The organism is Luteimonas sp. YGD11-2 (assembly GCF_004118975.1).
GTDB lineage: Bacteria > Pseudomonadota > Gammaproteobacteria > Xanthomonadales > Xanthomonadaceae > Luteimonas > Luteimonas muca.
This window is the reverse complement of the sequence record NZ_CP035376.1, coordinates 1326103-1342983: the sequence shown is the minus strand read 5'-3', so window position 1 is coordinate 1342983 and position 16881 is coordinate 1326103. Positions and strand designations below refer to the sequence as shown.

The 16881-nt window shown below is 69.6% G+C and carries 15 protein-coding genes; 7 read left to right on the top strand and 8 right to left on the bottom strand.

The window, feature by feature from the left end; all coding sequences use genetic code 11:
• Positions 1-6: 6 nt before the first annotated feature.
• From ERL55_RS06110 to ERL55_RS06095, 4 genes are all read left to right on the top strand, one after another.
• The gene (locus ERL55_RS06110; RefSeq protein WP_129135640.1) at positions 7-801 is read left to right on the top strand and encodes a ferredoxin--NADP reductase; all 795 of its coding nucleotides are present in this window, start codon (positions 7-9) and stop codon (positions 799-801) included.
• Between the two features lie 65 nt (positions 802-866).
• Positions 867-1286 (top strand): universal stress protein, encoded by a 420-nt coding sequence (locus ERL55_RS06105; protein ID WP_129135639.1) that lies wholly within the window; start codon positions 867-869, stop codon positions 1284-1286.
• Positions 1287-1421: 135 nt separating this feature from the next.
• Complete coding sequence (locus ERL55_RS06100) at positions 1422-3647, top strand: M3 family metallopeptidase (RefSeq protein WP_129135638.1); 2226 nt, start codon at positions 1422-1424, stop codon at positions 3645-3647.
• A 305-nt stretch (positions 3648-3952) separates the two neighbouring features.
• On the top strand, positions 3953-4810 hold the full coding sequence (locus tag ERL55_RS06095) for an NAD-dependent protein deacetylase (RefSeq protein WP_129135637.1): 858 nt from the start codon (positions 3953-3955) through the stop codon (positions 4808-4810).
• 107 nt (positions 4811-4917) lie between these two features.
• On the opposite strand, the gene ERL55_RS06090 is transcribed toward ERL55_RS06095, so the two are convergent.
• The 6 genes from ERL55_RS06090 to ERL55_RS06065 form a co-directional block, all read right to left on the bottom strand.
• Positions 4918-5802 carry a DUF3298 and DUF4163 domain-containing protein gene (locus tag ERL55_RS06090; RefSeq protein ID WP_129135636.1) on the bottom strand — a complete coding sequence of 295 codons (885 nt, stop codon included), beginning with the start codon at positions 5800-5802 and terminating at the stop codon, positions 4918-4920.
• Between the two features lie 162 nt (positions 5803-5964).
• Positions 5965-6174, bottom strand: a complete 210-nt coding sequence (locus tag ERL55_RS06085) for a cold-shock protein (protein WP_129135635.1) — start codon at positions 6172-6174, stop codon at positions 5965-5967.
• Positions 6175-6406: 232 nt separating this feature from the next.
• The gene (locus ERL55_RS06080) at positions 6407-6706 is read right to left on the bottom strand and encodes a GNAT family N-acetyltransferase (protein WP_129135634.1); all 300 of its coding nucleotides are present in this window, start codon (positions 6704-6706) and stop codon (positions 6407-6409) included.
• Between the two features lie 2 nt (positions 6707-6708).
• The gene (locus ERL55_RS06075; protein WP_129135633.1) at positions 6709-7617 is read right to left on the bottom strand and encodes a hypothetical protein; all 909 of its coding nucleotides are present in this window, start codon (positions 7615-7617) and stop codon (positions 6709-6711) included.
• A gap of 97 nt (positions 7618-7714) precedes the next feature.
• Positions 7715-8335, bottom strand: coding sequence for a rhomboid family intramembrane serine protease (locus ERL55_RS06070; RefSeq protein WP_129135632.1), 621 nt, complete (start codon positions 8333-8335; stop codon positions 7715-7717).
• A gap of 18 nt (positions 8336-8353) precedes the next feature.
• Positions 8354-9985, bottom strand: coding sequence for an oligopeptide:H+ symporter (locus ERL55_RS06065; RefSeq protein WP_129135631.1), 1632 nt, complete (start codon positions 9983-9985; stop codon positions 8354-8356).
• 132 nt (positions 9986-10117) lie between these two features.
• Here ERL55_RS06065 and ERL55_RS06060 point away from each other — a divergent pair, with 132 nt between their 5' ends.
• From ERL55_RS06060 to ERL55_RS06050, 3 genes are read left to right on the top strand one after another with little or no spacing between them, the layout of a single operon-like run.
• Positions 10118-11887 carry a M14 family metallopeptidase gene (locus ERL55_RS06060; protein ID WP_129135630.1) on the top strand — a complete coding sequence of 590 codons (1770 nt, stop codon included), beginning with the start codon at positions 10118-10120 and terminating at the stop codon, positions 11885-11887.
• Complete coding sequence (locus ERL55_RS06055) at positions 11884-12708, top strand: endonuclease/exonuclease/phosphatase family protein (RefSeq protein WP_241685854.1); 825 nt, start codon at positions 11884-11886, stop codon at positions 12706-12708. Before ERL55_RS06060 ends, ERL55_RS06055 begins: the two co-directional genes overlap by 4 nt.
• A gap of 53 nt (positions 12709-12761) precedes the next feature.
• On the top strand, positions 12762-13163 hold the full coding sequence (locus ERL55_RS06050; RefSeq protein ID WP_129135629.1) for a YbaY family lipoprotein: 402 nt from the start codon (positions 12762-12764) through the stop codon (positions 13161-13163).
• A gap of 61 nt (positions 13164-13224) precedes the next feature.
• Here the strand turns inward: ERL55_RS06050 and ERL55_RS06045 are convergent, their stop codons facing one another.
• Together ERL55_RS06045 and ERL55_RS06040 are read right to left on the bottom strand one after the other, a co-directional pair.
• Positions 13225-15117: an ATP-binding cassette domain-containing protein gene (locus ERL55_RS06045; protein WP_129135628.1), complete on the bottom strand. Its 1893-nt coding sequence runs from the start codon at positions 15115-15117 to the stop codon at positions 13225-13227.
• A 35-nt stretch (positions 15118-15152) separates the two neighbouring features.
• On the bottom strand, positions 15153-16715 hold the full coding sequence (locus tag ERL55_RS06040) for a YdiU family protein (RefSeq protein ID WP_129135627.1): 1563 nt from the start codon (positions 16713-16715) through the stop codon (positions 15153-15155).
• Between the last annotated feature and the right edge of the window lie 166 nt (positions 16716-16881).

The window sequence follows — 16881 nt, the reverse complement described above, 5'->3', positions numbered from 1 at the left end:
CCGCGCATGTCCTCCGCTTTCGGCACCGAGACGGTGCTCGACGTCCGCCACTGGACCGACGACTACTTCAGCTTCACCACGACCCGCGACGACGGCTTCCGTTTCGAGAACGGACAGTTCGTGATGATCGGTCTGCTGGTGGACGGCAAGCCGTTGCTGCGCGCGTACTCGATCGCCAGCGCCAACTGGGAGGAGCAGCTGGAGTTCTTCAGCATCAAGGTGCCGGACGGCCCGCTGACCTCGCGGCTGAAGGACATCCGCCCCGGCGACCAGGTGCTGATCGGCCGCAAGCCGACCGGCACCCTGCTGATCCACGACCTCCACCCCGGCCGCAACCTCTATCTGCTGGGTACCGGCACCGGCCTGGCGCCGTGGCTGTCGGTGGTCAAGGACCCGGAGACCTACGAACGCTTCGAGCGGGTGGTCGTGTGCCATGGCGTGCGCCACGAGGCCGACCTCGCCTACCGTGACTACTTCACCCGCGAACTGCCGCAGCACGAGTTCCTGGGTGAGCAGATCAGCGCGAAGCTGCTGTACTACCCGGCCGTCACCCGCGAGGCGTTCGCGTTCAACGGCCACGATCACCAGGGCCGGCTGACCGCGCTGATGGACAGTGGCCGGATGATGGAGCAACTGGAACTGCCGGCGCTCGACGCCGAGCACGATCGCGCGATGGTCTGCGGCAGCCCGCAGATGCTCGCCGACTTCCGCGCGCTGCTCGATGGGCGTGGCTTCAGCGCGGCGCCGCGTATCGGTACGCCCGGCCAGTACGTGTTCGAGCGCGCGTTCGTCGAGCGCTGAGTCGCACGTTCCATGCGTCGGGGGCTTGCGACTACAATCGCGCCACTCGCCAGGAGAGCTCCGCAATGAAGATCGTCGTCGCCGTGGATGGCAGCGAAATCAGCCAGCGTGCCGTCAAGTTCGCGATCAAGCTCGCGCGCGGGAACGAGAAGTCGCAGATCACCCTGGTCGCGGTGAACCCGGAGCTGTTCCCCGGCGTGGAACGCAAGATCGGCGCCGAAGCCGCCGCGCGCCACCACGCGGAGTCGCACGCGTCGATGATCGATGCCGCGGTGAAGACGCTCACCCGCGCCAAGGTGGACTTCAGGGAGCGCCGCGAGGTCGGCGACATCGCCACCACCATCGTCGAGGTCGCGCGCAAGGCACGCGCCGACCTCATCGTGATGGGCGCGCGCGGCCGCGGCGCGGTCTCCGGGATGCTGCTCGGCTCGGTCTCCGGCAAGGTGCTGGCACAGGCCGACGTGCCGGTAACGATCGTCCGCTGACGACCTGCCGGCGGGTCGGCGGGTCGGCGGGCCATCGACGCGCGGACCCTGCCGGCGCCCATGCCGATGGTCATGGGTCCCGGTCAGTAGCGGTGGGATATTCTTGGTGGTTCCGACGTAGCAGGAATCCGCCGCATGAAGCACCCGCTCAGCCTCGCGCTCGCCGCCGCCATCGCCGGCTTTGGCGCCCCCGCGCTCGCCCAGACCCCCGCCGCCCCGCAGGGCGCTGCCGTGTCCTCGGAAGCGCAGCAGGCCAATCCTTTCTTCCAGGTCAGCCCGCTTGACCTGCAGTACCCGCAGTTCGACCGCATCCGCGATGAGCACTTCGCGCCCGCCTTCGACGCCGGCATGCGCGAGCACCTGGCCGAGATCGAGCGCATCGCGAGCAACCCGGAGGCACCGACCTTCGAGAACACCATCCTCGAGATGGAAAAGGCCGGCCAGCTGCTCGGCCGCGCCACCCGGGTGTTCTTCAACCTGGTCGGCACCGACACCAACGACGAGCGCAAGCGCCTGCAGGCCGAGTACTCGCCGAAGTTCGCCGCCTACCGCGACGAGATCACCCTCAACCCCGAGCTGTTCGCGCGCATCAAGACCCTGCACGACGACCGCGCCTCGCTCGGTCTGGATGCGCAGGGCGTGCGGCTGGTCGAGCGTTACTACAACGACTTCGTTCGCGCCGGTGCCGACCTCGACGAGGGGCAGAAGGCGCGCCTGAAGGAAATCAACGGCGAGCTCGCCCGCCTGGGCACCACCTTCAGCCAGAACGTGCTGGCCGAGGTCAACGATTCCGCGGTGGTGGTCGACACCCGCGAGGAGCTCGACGGCCTGACCGAGCAGCAGATCACCGCCGCCGCCAATGCCGCCAAGACCCGCGGCCACGAAGGCAAGTACGTCGTCACCCTGCTCAACACCACCGGCCAGCCGCCGCTGTCGCAGCTGACCAACCGCGACCTGCGCCAGCGCATCCACGAGGCATCGGTCGTGCGTGGCGCCCGCGGCAACCAGTGGGACAACCGCGAGATCGTCTCGCAGGTGCTGAAGCTGCGCGCCGAACGCGCCGGCATGCTGGGCTTCCCGACCACCGCGCACTACGTGCTCGACGACGAGACCGCGCAGAATCCGGACGCCGTCAACAACATGCTGCGCCAGCTGGCGCCGCCGGCCGTGGCCAACGCGCGCCGCGAAGCCGCCGAACTGCAGGCGATGATCGACCAGGAACAGGCCGCCAAGGGCGAGCCGACCTTCAAGCTCGAGCCGTGGGACTGGGCCTTCTATTCCGAGAAGGTGCGCCAGGCCAAGTACGACTTCGACGAGTCGCAGCTCAAGCCGTACCTGGAGATGGTCAACGTGCTCGAGAACGGCGTGTTCCATGCCGCCACCGAGTTCTATGGCATCACCTTCAAGCACCGCACCGACCTGCCGCTGTACCACCCCGACACGCGCGTGTACGACGTGTTCGACCACGACGGCAGCAAGCTGGCGATCTTCATCTTCGACCCGTACGCGCGTGACTCCAAGCGTGGCGGTGCGTGGATGAACTCGTACGTGTCGCAGTCGGAGCTGATGGGCACCAAGCCGGTGGTCGCCAACCACCAGAACATCACCAAGCCGCCGGCGGGCGAGCCGACCCTGCTGACCTGGGACGAGGTCACCACGATGTTCCACGAGTTCGGCCATGCGCTGCACGGCATGTTCTCGGACGTCGAGTACCCCTACTTCTCCGGCACCAGCGTGCCGCGCGACTTCGTCGAGTTCCCCTCGCAGGTCAACGAGATGTGGGCGGACTGGCCGTCGATCCTCGCCAACTACGCCAAGCACTACGAGACCGGCGAGCCGATGCCGCAGGCCCTGCTGGACAAGGTGACCGCGGCCGCCCAGTTCAACCAGGGCTTCGCCACCACCGAGTACCTGGGTGCGGCGATGCTCGACCAGCACCTGCACCAGCTGCCGGCGAACCGGCTGCCGGAGCCGGGCGACATCCTCGCCACCGAGGCCACCGCGCTGCGCGAGGCGGGCGTGGACTTCGCGGCGGTGCCGCCGCGTTACCGCACCACCTACTTCAGCCACATCATGGGCGGCTATGCGGCGGGCTACTACGCCTACATCTGGTCCGAGGTGCTCGACGCCAATACGGTGAAGTGGATCGAGGACAACGGCGGCCTGACCCGCGCCAACGGCGACCGCCTGCGCGCCACCCTGCTCTCGCAGGGCGGCAGCAAGGATGCGCTGCAGCTGTTCCGCGACTTCTCCGGTGCCGAACCGGACATCCAGCCGCTGCTGGTGAAGCGTGGCCTGGCCGGTTCGGCCGACGACTCCGCAGCGCCGGATGCCGGCACCCCGGAGCCGGTCAACAGGTAACGTTTTTCGCCTGATGGCGAGCAAACCGCCCGGAGCGATCCGGGCGGTTTTTTTTTGGCTCTTCTCCTGATCGAAAAGGGGCCCCTCGGTGGGCTTGCGGGCAGCCCACCGCGGCCACCACGGATCACAACGAAGCAACTCACGAGCGCACGGGCATCCGGCTGCACGCGATCGTGCCGGAACACCTTCTGTGTCCTTTGCGTGCCACAGGTTGGTTGGGTTCGAGTTCCCGGACGGCAACGGCGAGCGGCCCGATATTGCCCGTCTTCCAGTTTCTGGCCCGGTACGATGGAAGCATGCAGCCCATGCCCTCCCCGCTTCCCGCCCCCGCCCACGACAACGCAGTGCGGCTGGCGGACTGGCTCTCGGGCCATCGGCGGATCTTCGTGCTGACCGGTGCCGGCTGCAGCACCGCGTCGGGCATCCCCGGCTACCGCGGCGACGACGGTCAGTGGACACGTCCGCCGCCGGTGACCTGGCAGGGGTTCACCGGCGACCCCGCGACCTACCGCCGCTACTGGGCGCGCAGCCACGTCGGCTGGCCGCGTTTCGACCGCGCCCGCCCCAACGACGCCCACCACGCCCTGGCCGCGCTCGGCGCCAGCGGCCCGCTTTCGATCGTGGTCACCCAGAACGTCGACGGCCTGCACCAGCGGGCCGGCAGCGAGTCCGTCATCGACCTGCACGGTCGCCTGGATGCGGTGGTCTGCCTGGGCTGCGGCGGCCGGCTGCCGCGTGCCTCGCTGCAGCCGCGACTCGATGCGCTCAATCCGGGCTGGTCGCCCGGCCTCGCCACGGCCGCACCGGATGGCGACGCCGACATCGCCCCGGAGGCCGAGCGCGCCTATCTGCCACCACACTGCGTGGACTGCGGCGGCCTGCTGAAACCCGACGTGGTGTTCTTCGGCGAGAACGTTCCGCGTGCACGCTACATCGCTGCATGCGACGCCCTCGAACAGGCCGATGCACTGCTGGTGGCCGGCTCGTCGCTGATGGTCTATTCCGGGTTCCGCTTCGCGCGGATGGCGCACGAGCGCGGGCTGCCGCTCGCCATCCTCAATCGTGGCGTGACCCGCGCGGACGCCCTTGCCGGCCTGCGCCTCGATGGCGATCTTGGCGCCACGCTGTCGGGGGCGGCGCGACTGCTGGGTGCGGCGGCCTGATCATCCCGCGCGGACGTCGCCGCACTCAGCGCCCCGTAGGTCCGCAGCAGCCGGAAGCTCCCGGCCCGGCGAGCCTGGCGGGGGAATAGCCGGGACCAGGCGCCCGGCTATCCGTTCTCGCGGCGCCAGTCCGCGCCGTCGACGCCCGCATCGTTGATCGAAGGTGCCGGCATGTCGGTCGAGAACAATCCGCGATACTCGGCGGCCACGTGCGGCAGCAACACATGCGCAGGCACCGAAACGCTCTGGGTGCCGTCGGCGTACGGGCCCACCTGGTACGGCGGAAACACGAAGCGCAGCGCCTCGATGCGGCCCTGCGGATCGAGCACGGGCTCGAAGGAATCGAAATTGTCGGGCTCCGGCCCGGAGCCGTCGTCGATCATCCGCCCTGCGGTGCGCAACGCCTCGTGGCGCTCCTCGGGCGAGAGTTCCTCGGCATCGATCCGGGTGCCCAGCACCGCGTGCAGCTGCTCGCGCACGTAGGCCGATATCGCCGCCCAGCCGTCCGGCCCGGCCACCAGATCGGCCGCACGCAGCATGCGTTCCTGCTGCGGCAGCCAGACGAAGCGCGCCACCAGCGGGTTGCCATGCGCACCGCCGGTATAGCTGCTGCCGTCGGCGGCAACCGCCACCAGCTGCGGGGTTTCCGCGAGCATCCGGAATTCCAGCGAAAGGTCGTATGCAAGCCCGCCGGGCGCCTCGCCCGCGCTGGCTGCCGCGTCCACGAGCTCGCCGCGGGCGGCCTGGCCGTAACGGTGCAGCTCGGCCGCAAGTCCGGGATGGCGACGCGCCTCGGGCGGATAGCTGATGCCGACGATGTAGCGTGGCGTCTGCTCGATGACGTCCTCGAGCGCCGGCGCCTGCTGTGGTGCCCCGGCAGGATCGCCCACCTGTTGCGGCGCTGCCGGCGTCGACGGGATGGTGGTCGCCTCCTCGTTGCGGCCGCACGCGGCCAGCGCAAGCACGGCCAGCCCGATCCACCAGTACTTCATCGTCTGCGTTCCCCTGTTCAATGTCGTGACGAGGCTAAAGGGCGTTGCGTGATGGCCCCATGCAAGCAGCGTGCGCGTGCGGCCCGCCCGGCTCACGTCCGAACGTCGCCCACGAAAAAGCCCGGCCGGAGCCGGGCTTTCGATCCTGCCGTGAGGGCTGGATTACTCGGGCTGCACTTCGTCAGCCTGCAGGCCCTTCTGGCCCTGCACGACCTTGAAGGAGACGCGCTGGCCTTCCTGCAGGGACTTGAAGCCGGTGCCCTGGATCGAGCGGAAGTGGACGAACACGTCCTGGCCGCTTTCCGGGGTGATGAAGCCGAAGCCCTTGGCATCGTTGAACCACTTGACGGTACCGCTCTGACGCTCGGACATGGTGTTACTCCTTGATACAACAGTTGTTGATGGTTTGGCACGACCCGCCGTGGCGGAGCCGAGACTGTCTAGCAAGGGGTAACGCGAAAGCGATGGAGCGGATCGTCCCGGCCGTGCGGCCGTACAGCTTTGATCTACCGCATCGGAGCCACGATGTACCGTGATCCCGGCCTTGAACAGTTCGCGCACGATACCCTAGTTCGAATCGAAAGTGTGAATGGGCAAAACGCGTTTACGACGACCGCTCGCCGCCGACCAGAAGGTCGTCATAACCGGAGTGCCGGCGCACGTAGGACGCGGTGTATTCGCACTGCGGATCCACCTGCAGACCCGCCTCGCGGGCATGCCCGAGTGCCGCGGCATTGAGGGTGCCGGCGATGCCCCGGCCGGACAGCGCCTCCGGCACGATCGTGTGCAGGATCACCATGGTGTCGCCGTCGCGCCGGTACTCGACATGGGCGGTTTCGCCATCCATGTCGAGCTCGAACCTGCCGCGCCGGGCGTCATGCCTCACATCCGCGGGTGTGGCCATGCTCAATCCCCGGTGGCGGGCGAACGGCGCGCGTCGCGCTTGCCCTGGTTGATGCGGTCACGGGTGCTGTTGCTGCCGTGGATGGCCGGGACGCGGGCCTCGCCCTCGTGCAGCTGCTCGGCCCGCCGTGCCGCTTCCTCGGACTGGTAACCCGGGGATCCGGCTTCAGCGGCGGTGCCACCAAGGGTCTCCCAGGACTTCGGCTGGCGCGCCTGCTGCTGCTTGGCCTCCAGCAGTTCGCGGGTGCGTTCGAGCGCCTGCTCGGGCGTCAGTACCTTCTTCGCGGGACGCGCCTTTTTGGACGCCCCGGTCGCGGACCTGCCCGCAGCCTTGCCGTCAGCGGATGCGGTGCCCGTAGCCTTCTTTGCAGCCTTCGACGGCTCCGCCGATCTGGTGGACGCGCGTGTCGCCCTGGCGCCGCCGGCCGGCGTGCCCTTCGCCGACGACTTGCGGGTCGCGCTGGCCGGCTCACCGGATGCAGCGCTGCGCCGCCCGCCGGCCGGCTTCGCCGGCGCTGACGCTTCGCTGCGCTTCGACGCCGGCTTGCGCGCCGACGCAGCCGTCGCGGCAGTCTTCTCCGCGGCCTTGGCGGCCCTGCGGTCGTCGCGCTCGACCTGGCGCAATTGCGCCTCGAAGCGCGACAGGATGTCCGACAGCAGCGTCGCCTTCTCCTTGCTGCGCTCGTTCGCCATGCCGCTGGTCCCGCGCTTGGCGCCGGTGCGTTCGCGCGATGCCAGTTTCTGACGCTGCACGAGGTCGCGCGCGCGGTCGCGGGCATCGCGTGCACGGCCGACGCGCGTGGTGAGCGCTTTCGCATCCAGCTTGCGCAGCGCGTTCACTCGGCTGTCGGTGTAGAGCTCCATCTCCTTCTGGTTGAGGAGAGCGGTGGCCTTGGCCCGGGTGATGAGCATTTGCGGGTGACTCCACTGTATGGCTGTGCGGACAGCTTTAGCACAGCGGACTTTCAGTGGAAGTGAGCGCGTCGGCAGGTGCCGCCTGGGGCGGAACTCAGAAGAACGATGGGCTCGCCAGGCGCTCGAGGAACGCCGGTATGACCTGCGGCTCCATCATCACGGTGAAGAGCACGCCGTACCCCGCGCCCCACAGGTGGGCGCTGTGGTTGATGTTGTCGCCGCCGCGGCGATCCATCCAGATCGAATAGCCGACGTACATCACCGCATAGAGGATCGCCGGCATCGGCAGGAAGAACACGAAGATCAGCGACCACGGGCTCAGCAGCACGAAGGCGAACAGCACCGCGGAGACCGCGCCCGACGCACCCAGGCTGCGGTAGTGCGGGTCGTGGCGGTGGCGCAGCCAGGTCGGCAGGATCGCGACCACGATCGCCGAGATGTAGAACAGCGCGAAACCCACGGCGCCGATGTAGGGCGCGAACGCGCGCTCGATCAGGCCGCCGAAGAAGAACAGCGTGATCATGTTGAACAGCAGGTGGCCCCAGTCGGCATGGATGAAGCCGTGGGTGACGAGACGGTCGTACTGCTTCCTGCGGTCGATCGCCGGCGGCCACAGGATCAGCCGCTCGATCAGCCGCGGGTTGGCGAACGCCTGCCACGACACCAGCACGGTGACGGCGATCAGCAGCAGGGTGACGGGTCCGGAGTTCATCATGTGGGGCCTGTGGCCGCATCAGGCGATGCGGTAGTTGTCCTGCATCGGGTAGCGCCGTGCATAGAGGGCGAATGCCAGCGCGGCGACGAACGCGAATGCGGCGAAGAAGAACATCAGGAACGCGTTCTCGCTGAGCCCCGACGAGGCGATCCACGCGGTCACCGCCTCGTTGCGCACGCCGGCGTTGGTCAGCAGCACCCACAGGCTGCCGAAGGTGCTGGTGAGGTACCAGAACGCCATGATCACGCCCTTCATCGCATGCGGTGCCTGGCTGTAGGCGAACTCCAGCGCGGTGGCCGAGACCAGCACCTCGCCAAAGGTCAGCAGCAGGTACGGCAGGCTCTGCCAGGCCAGCGACACTTCCGAGCCACTGTCGATCCACAGCTGCAGGATGCCGGCGGCGATCCACGACACGCCCGAAATCGCGATGCCCCAGCCCATCCGGCGCAGCGCGGTCACCACGAAGCCCAGCCGCCGCAGCAGCGGGTACAGCACGATGTTGTTGAACGGGATCAGCAGCATCACCAGCAGCGGATTGAGCGCCTGCATCTGCGCCGCGTCCTGGATCAGCCAGCTGGGCCACCAGCCGGCCTCGTGCGGGATCACCATCTCGCGGCCCTGGATGATCCAGGTCGAGGCCTTCTGGTCGAACAGCGACCAGAACGGCGTCACCAGCGCGAACACGATGAGGATGCGCAGCACCGCGCGCACGCCGTCCACCGCGGCATCCGGATGCGCGCCACGCGCACGCTCGAGCTGCAGCGAGGCGCCCCAGCCGCCGAGCGCGATGATCACGCCGAGCGCCAGGCAGGCGGTGATGACGAAGTTGAAATCGGTCGGCCAGAAGTCGACGCCGACCGTGGCCGACAGCGCCCACAGCACCAGCATCAGCGCCGCCGAGACCATGCCGGTCATCGCCACCAGCAGGCCAGGACGGCCCTGCCCCGGCGCCTGCGCGCGCAGCGCGGACTTCACTACTTCGAGGAAGGCATGCGGATCGCGCCCGGACGGCGGCACGTTGACGTACTCGCGGCGCCCCAGCCAGAAGATGAAGGTGGCGATGAACATCAGCACGCCGGGGATGCCGAACGCCACGGCCGGCCCGTAGTGGCGCAGGAACAGCGGCGCCAGCAGCGAGGCGAAGAACGAGCCGAAGTTGATGATCCAGTAGAAGGCGTCGAAGACGACCTTGGCCTTGGATTTGTTGGTCTGGTCGAACTGGTCGCCGCAGAAGCTCACCACCAGCGGCTTGATGCCGCCCGAGCCCAGCGCGATCAGGAACAGGCCGGTATAGAAGCCCGTCGCGTTGTTCTCGAACAGCGCCAGGCAGGCATGGCCTGCGCAGTAGATCAGCGAGAACCAGAGGATCGTGTGGTACTTGCCGAAATAGCGGTCGGCGAGCCATCCCCCCAGCAGCGGGAAGAAGTACACGCCGATCACGAACATGTGGAAGATGTCCTTGGCCGCCGCGTCGCGCTCGGAGCCGGCCGGCAGGTAGGCCAGCAGCACCGAACTGATCAGGAACGGCACCAGGATGTTGCGCATGCCGTAGAAGCTGAAGCGCTCGCAGGCCTCGTTGCCGATGATGTAGCCGATCTGGCGGGGCATGCGGCCGTTGGCCGGGGAAGCGGAAGCGGGAGTCGTGGACATTCTCTGGCCAGGGACGGGCGAAAGCGGGCAAGGGTAGCCGATCGGGTCCGTCGCCGGGACCAACGAATGGCACGGCCGGCACGGGTGCATGGCTCGTTACCATCGGCGCCCCTGTCACCCGAGCCGCCCGCCATGCCGCGTCGCCTCCCGCACCGCCTTGCCCTGGCCCTGCTGATCGCCGTCGCCGGCCCCGCCGCCGCGGCCGACCTCACCACGCACGCCGAGCGCAGCGGTTTCGTCGAGACCGGCCGCTACGACGAGACCATCGCCCTTTGCGACGCCTTCCAGGCCGTCTATCCCGACGCGGTGCGCTGCTTCGACTTCGGCACCACGCCCGAAGGCCGACCGATGAAGGCGCTCGCGGTGTCGCGCAGCGGCGCGCTGACGCCCGAGGCCGCGCGCGACTCCGGCATCCCGGTGGTGCTGATGCAGGGCGGCATCCATGCCGGCGAGATCGACGGCAAGGACGCGGGCTTCCTGGCCCTGCGCGAAGCGCTCGACGGCGATGCCGCGACCGGCACGCTCGAACAGCTGGTCTGGGTGTTCGTACCGGTGTTCAACGTCGACGGGCACGAGCGCTTCGGCGCCTGGAACCGCCCCAACCAGCGCGGCCCGCGCGAGATGGGCTGGCGCACCACCGCGCAGAACCTCAACCTCAACCGCGACTACGCCAAGGCCGAAGCGCCCGAGATGCAGGCGATGCTGGCGCTGGTCGAGGCCTGGGACCCGATCGCCTACATCGACCTGCACGCCACCAATGGCGCGCAGTTCGAGCACGACATCTCCATCCAGGTGGAACCGCTGCACGCCGGCGACGACGCCCTGCGCGCGGCCGGGCTGCAGCTGCGCGACGGGGTCATGGCCGACCTGGCCGCGCAGGGCTCACTGCCGCTGCCGTTCTATCCGTCCTTCGTGCGCCACGACGAGCCGGACTCGGGCTTCGTCGACGGCGTGTCGCCGCCGCGCTTCTCCACCGGCTACTTCCTGCTGCGCAACCGGCTGGCGATGCTGGTCGAAACCCACTCCTGGAAGGAATACCCGGTGCGGGTGCGGATCACCCGCAACACCATCGTGTCGGTGCTCGACCACATCGCCCGCCATGGCCGCGACTGGATGCGCGTCGCGCATGAGGCCGACCGCCGCGCCGCGGCGCTCGGCGGCCAGGACGTGCCGCTCGACTGGCGCGCCACCGATGACGTGCGCACGCTGGATTTCCGCGGCTATGCCTACACCCGCACGCCATCGGACGTCTCCGGCGCGCTGATGACCCGCTATGACGAGACCACCCCGCAACTGTGGCGGGTCCCGCTGCGCGACACCCTGGTACCGGCGCGTACCGCGACCGCGCCGCGTGCCGGCTACCTGGTGCCGCCCGCGCAGGCCGGGCGGGTCGAGCGCGCACTGCGGATCCACGGCATCGACTATCGCCGCGTCGAGCGCGCGCTCGCCCGGGCGCCGGTACAGGTCTTCCGTGCGGACGACATCCGCTTTGCCGCCGCCTCCAGCGAGGGCCTGCAGCGGCTGGACCTGGAAGGCAGCTGGCGCGACGAGCCCCGTGACCTGCCGGCCGGCGCGCTGTTCGTGCCGATCGCGCAGCCGAAGGCGCGGCTGGTGATGGCGTTGCTGGAGCCGCAGGCGCCGGACGCGCTCGCCGCATGGGGCGCCTTCAACAACCATTTCGAGCGCAAGGAATACATGGAGGCGTACGTCGCCGAAGCCGTCGCCCGCGAGATGCTGGAGGCCGACCCGGCAGTGCGCGAGGCGTTCGAGCGCCGGCTGCGCGAGGACGCGGCCTTCGCCGCCGATCCGCGTGCACGCCTGGACTTCTTCTACCGCCGCCACAGCGCCTGGGACGAGCGCTTCGGCCTGTACCCCGTGTACCGGATCGACGCCGCGCCATGACCGGCCGGCTGTGCGCGGTGCTGGCCGCCGCGTGCATGGCGCTGGCCGCCTGCGCACAGGCCCCTCGCCACCCGGCCGATGCACCGGCGCTGCGCGTGGTCACCCTCAATCTCTATCACGACCGCGACCACTGGCCGCGCCGCCGGCCGCTGGTGATCGACGGCCTGCGCGCGCTGGATGCCGACGTGATCGCGCTGCAGGAAGTGCTGCAGAAGGACGGCCTGCGCAACCAGGCCGAGGACATCGGCGCGGCACTCGGCTATTCGGTCCACTTCGTGTCCACCGATCCACCCGGGCAGGCGCACCGCTACGGCAACGCGCTGCTGTCGCGGCTGCCGGTGCTGGCACGCAGCGAGGCCCGGCTGGAGCCACTGGAGGACTCGCGCACCGTCGCGCACCTGCGGCTGGACGTGCACGGTCGCGCGGTGGACGTGTTCAACACCCATCTGCACTGGACCGACGACGGCGCGGCGATCCGCGCGCGCCAGCTCGACGGCGTGCTGGCGCACGTCGACCGCAACGGATCGGACGCCAGCGTGCTGGTGGGCGACTTCAACGCCGAAGCCGATGCGCCCGAACTGCAGGCGCTGGACGCGGCCGGCTTCGTCGACGCCGTGGCCGCCACGGACCCCGGCACCGCCGCGCGGACCACGCTCAACCCGCACTACTTCGAGCGCGCCCGACGGATCGACCATGTGTTCGCACGCGGCGCGCGCCTGCAACCGCGCGCCGCGCGGCGGGTGCTCGACGTCCCCGCGGGCGACGGCACGTGGCCGTCCGATCACTTCGGGGTGCTGGTGGAGTTCCGGGTGCAGCCTTGACTCCGGTGCAACCCGGCTGGCGCTAGCCTCGCAGTGCCCACTGGAGATCCGCCATGCGCCCTGCCCTGATCGCCGCCTGCATCGCCGCCGCCTCGCTCTCGGCCTGCGCCGCCACGCCGGAACCCGGAGACGGAGTCGGCGCGACCGTCGAGGGCCGCGCCACCTTCCACGAAAAACTCCTGATGCCGGCCGACTCGGTGTTACGGGTGGAGCTGGTCGACATGTCGCGCGGCAACGACGTGCTGGCCCGGGAGGAGTTCAGCTCGATTCCCGGCCCGCCGTATGCATTCACGATGCGCTATTCCACGGCGAAGGTTGCCGGGGACGCGCGGCTCGGGCTGCACGCCGCGCTGTTCACGCCGCGAGGCGAGCGGATGTTCGTGACCGCCGAGGCGGTGCCGGTCGTCGACGGCAGCACGCAGCCGGCCGAATTCCGCATGCTGCGCTCACCGTAGATACGTCGCCGGTGCGGCAGGAACCTGCCGCCGGCGCGGGCACGCGCCCGCGGGGTCCGGATCAGCCGTCGAGCTCGCCCCAGCGGCGATAGGCTTCCTCGAGTTCCGCCTGCACGCGGGCCAGCGCCTCGCCGTGGGCGGCAATCGCCGCGCCATCGCGCTGGAAGAACGCCGGATCGCCCATTTCCGCGGTCATCGCCGCCTGCTGTGCTTCCAGCGCCTCGATGCGTGCCGGCAGCTGTTCGAGTTCGCGCGCTTCCTTGAAGCCGAGCTTGCGCCGCAGCGGTGCCTGCTTCGCCGGTGCCGGAGAGGTGCCGCGCGTGCCGCCATCCGTCGCCGCAGCCGGCGCCGGACGCGCGCTGGCGGTCGCCGCGGCGCGCTGCCGCAGCCAGTCGGAATAGCCGCCGACGTACTCGCCGACGCGGCCCTCACCCTCCATCACCAGCGTCGAGGTCACCACGTTGTCGAGGAACTCGCGGTCATGGCTGACCAGCAGCAGGGTGCCGCTGTAGTCCATCAGCAGCTCCTCGAGCAGTTCCAGGGTCTCCACGTCGAGGTCGTTGGTGGGTTCGTCCATCACCAGCAGGTTCGCTGGCTGCGCGAACAGCTTCGCCAGCAGCAGGCGGTTGCGCTCACCACCCGACAGCCGGGTGATCGGCGCCCGCGCGCGTTCCGGGGTGAACAGGAAATCCTGCAGGTAGCCGATGGCGTGCTTGCGCGCGCCGTTGATCTCGACGAACTCGCGGCCCTCGGCGACGTTCTCCAGCGCGTTCCAGTCCTCGCGCAGGGTCGAGCGGTACTGGTCGAAGTAGGCCACGTCGAGCTGGGTGCCGATGCGGATCTCGCCTTCCTGCGGCTGCAGCTGGCCCAGCAGCAGCCGCAGCAGCGTGGTCTTGCCGGAACCGTTGGGGCCGACCAGGCCGATGCGGTCGCCACGCAGGATGGTGGTCGAGAACCCGGTCAGCAGCGGCGTGCCGTTGGCGAAGGCGAAGGAAACGTCGCGCGCCTCCACCACCTTGCGGCCGGATGCACCGCCCTGGGTGGCCTGCATGCGCACGTTGCCGGTCTGCTCGCGCCGCGCGGCGCGCTCGTTGCGCATCGCCTTCAGGCGGCGCACGCGCCCCTCGTCGCGGGTGCGGCGCGCCTTGATGCCCTGGCGGATCCACGCCTCCTCCTGCGCCAGCAGCTTGTCGAAGCGCGCGTTCTCCTGCGCCTCGGCATTGAGCCGTTCCTCGCGGCGGCGCTGGTAGTTGGCCCAGTCGCCCGGCCAGCTGGTGACCTGGCCGCGGTCGATCTCGACGATGCGCGTGGCCAGCGCCCGCAGGAAGCGCCGGTCATGGGTGACGAACACCAGCGCGCCGCGCCACTCCAGCAGGAACTGCTCCAGCCAGTCGATGGCGGCGATGTCGAGATGGTTGGTGGGCTCGTCGAGCAGCAGCAGGTCGGGCGCCGAGACCAGCGCACGCGCCAGCAGCACGCGACGCTTGAGCCCGCCCGACAGCGCGGAGAACGCCGCATCGCCATCCAGCGACAGGCGCAGCAGCGTGTCTTCGACCCGGCGGTCGACCTCCCATGCCCCGGCCGCCTCGATCCGCGCCTGCACGGCGGCGAACGCGTCGCTGTCGAAGGTCTCGGCATGCGCAAGCCGGTGGTACTCGGCAAGCAGCGCGCCCTCCTCGCCCATGCCCTCGGCGACCACATCGAACACGCTGCCACCGGCGCCGGCCGGGACCTCCTGTTCCAGGCGCGCGACGCGCAGGTTGTCCTGGCGGCGGATCTGCCCGTCCTCGGGTTCGATCTCGCCGGCCAGCACGCGCAGCAGGGTCGACTTGCCGGCGCCGTTGCGGCCGATCAGCGCGATGCGCTCGCCGGGTTCGATGGAGAGGTCGGTGCGATGGAGTAGCGGCGGACCGCCGACGCCGACATCGACGGCGTTGAGTGTGATCAGGGGCATGCGCGCAGTTTACCCGCGCACGACGCTGCCACCGCTCAGGAACTGCACGACAGCATCGAGCAGCCCGCGCGATTGGCCGCCCAGTCCGGGCGCTTGCGCGCGTGGTCGTCGCGCCCCGGCTGGTCGTCGTAGGGGTGGCGCAACACCGCCTGCAGGGTATGCAGCGGCGCCAGGTCGCCCGCGGTGGCGGCGTCGATCGCCTCCTGCAGCAGCCAGTTACGCGGCACGTAGCGCGGGTTGGCCAGGCGCATGGTCTCGCGCCGCTGCGCGGCATCGAGCGGATCGCGCTCCACGCGGGCGGCGTAGCGCGCCAGCCACTCGGACAGTGCGGGGCCGATGCGGGCCTCGGCATCGTCGCCATAGAAGGTGTCGAACAGCGCGGCATCCGGCGCGGCGCCCGGTTCGCGCTCACCTAATGCGCGGTAGAACAGCGTCATGTCCGCGGCGCCGTCATGCAGCAGCACAAGCAGGTCCTGCAGCAGGCCAGCGTCGTCGTCGCCCAGTTCCGCCAGCCCCAGCTTGCGCGCCTGTGCGGCGCGATCGGCGACAGTGAACGCATGCGCGTAGCCGTCCAGCCCGGCCTGCAGCGGCGCCACCTCGTCGAACAACGGCGACAGCGCCTGCGCCAGCTGGCCGAGGTTCCAGTGCGCGATGCGCGGCTGCCAGCCGAAGCGGTAACGGCGGCCGCCGGCATCGGTGGTGTTGGGCGTCCAGTCGGGATCGAACGGTTCGATCCAGCCGTAGGGGCCGTAGTCGATGGTGAGCCCGAGGATCGACATGTTGTCGGTGTTCATCACCCCGTGGACGAAGCCGACGCGCATCCACTGCGCCATCAACGCGGCGGTCCGGGTGCAGACCTCGGCGAACCAGTCCGCATAGCGGTTCGGGCCGGGCCCGAGATGCGGGAAATCGCGGGCGATGGTGAAGTCCGCCAGCTTCCGCAGCAGGTGGGTGTCGCCGCGCACATAGGGCAGTTCAAAGCTGCCGAAGCGGATGAACGACGGCGACACCCGGCACACGATCGCACCCGGCTCGGGTGCGGGCCGGCCGTCGTAGAACATGTCACGCATGACGCTGTCGCCGGTGGCGACGAGGCTCAGCGCGCGCGTGGTCGGCACGCCGAGATGGTGCATCGCCTCGCTGCAGATGAACTCGCGCAATGAGGAGCGCAGCACCGCGCGTCCATCGGCGCCGCGCGAGTACGGCGTCGGCCCGGCGCCCTTGAGCTGCAGCTCGTGGCGCCTACCATCGCGGCCGATCACCTCGCCAAGCGCGATCGCGCGGCCATCACCCAGCTGCCCCGCCCAGTGCCCGAACTGGTGGCCACCGTAGTTCGCCGCGTAGGTCTGCATGCCGGGCAGCAGCGCGTTGCCGGCGAACACCTCGGCGAACGCGGGGTCGAGCACATCGCGCGGCGAGAACCCGATCGCCTCGGCAACCTCCGGCGACCACGCCAGCAGCTCCGGCTTCGCGACCGGAGTCGGCGCCACGCGTGACCATGCAGCATCCTCGACCTGCCGCGTGCCCGGCGCCTGCGACGGGTCGCCCGGAAGTTCGCGGAGGAAGGCGTTATCGAATTGCAGTGTAGTGTCGGTCATGCGTGCGAGGGTAGACACGCCACGATGACGGCGGCGCCCACACCATGAGGATGCGCGCGGCCCTGCGCGCGCTGAACAGGATGTGGACGGGCGTGGGACGTGGCGGAGCCGTGCCGTAGACTAGCCGGTTCCCCACGAACTGCGCCCTCACCGGTGCGAGAGACCG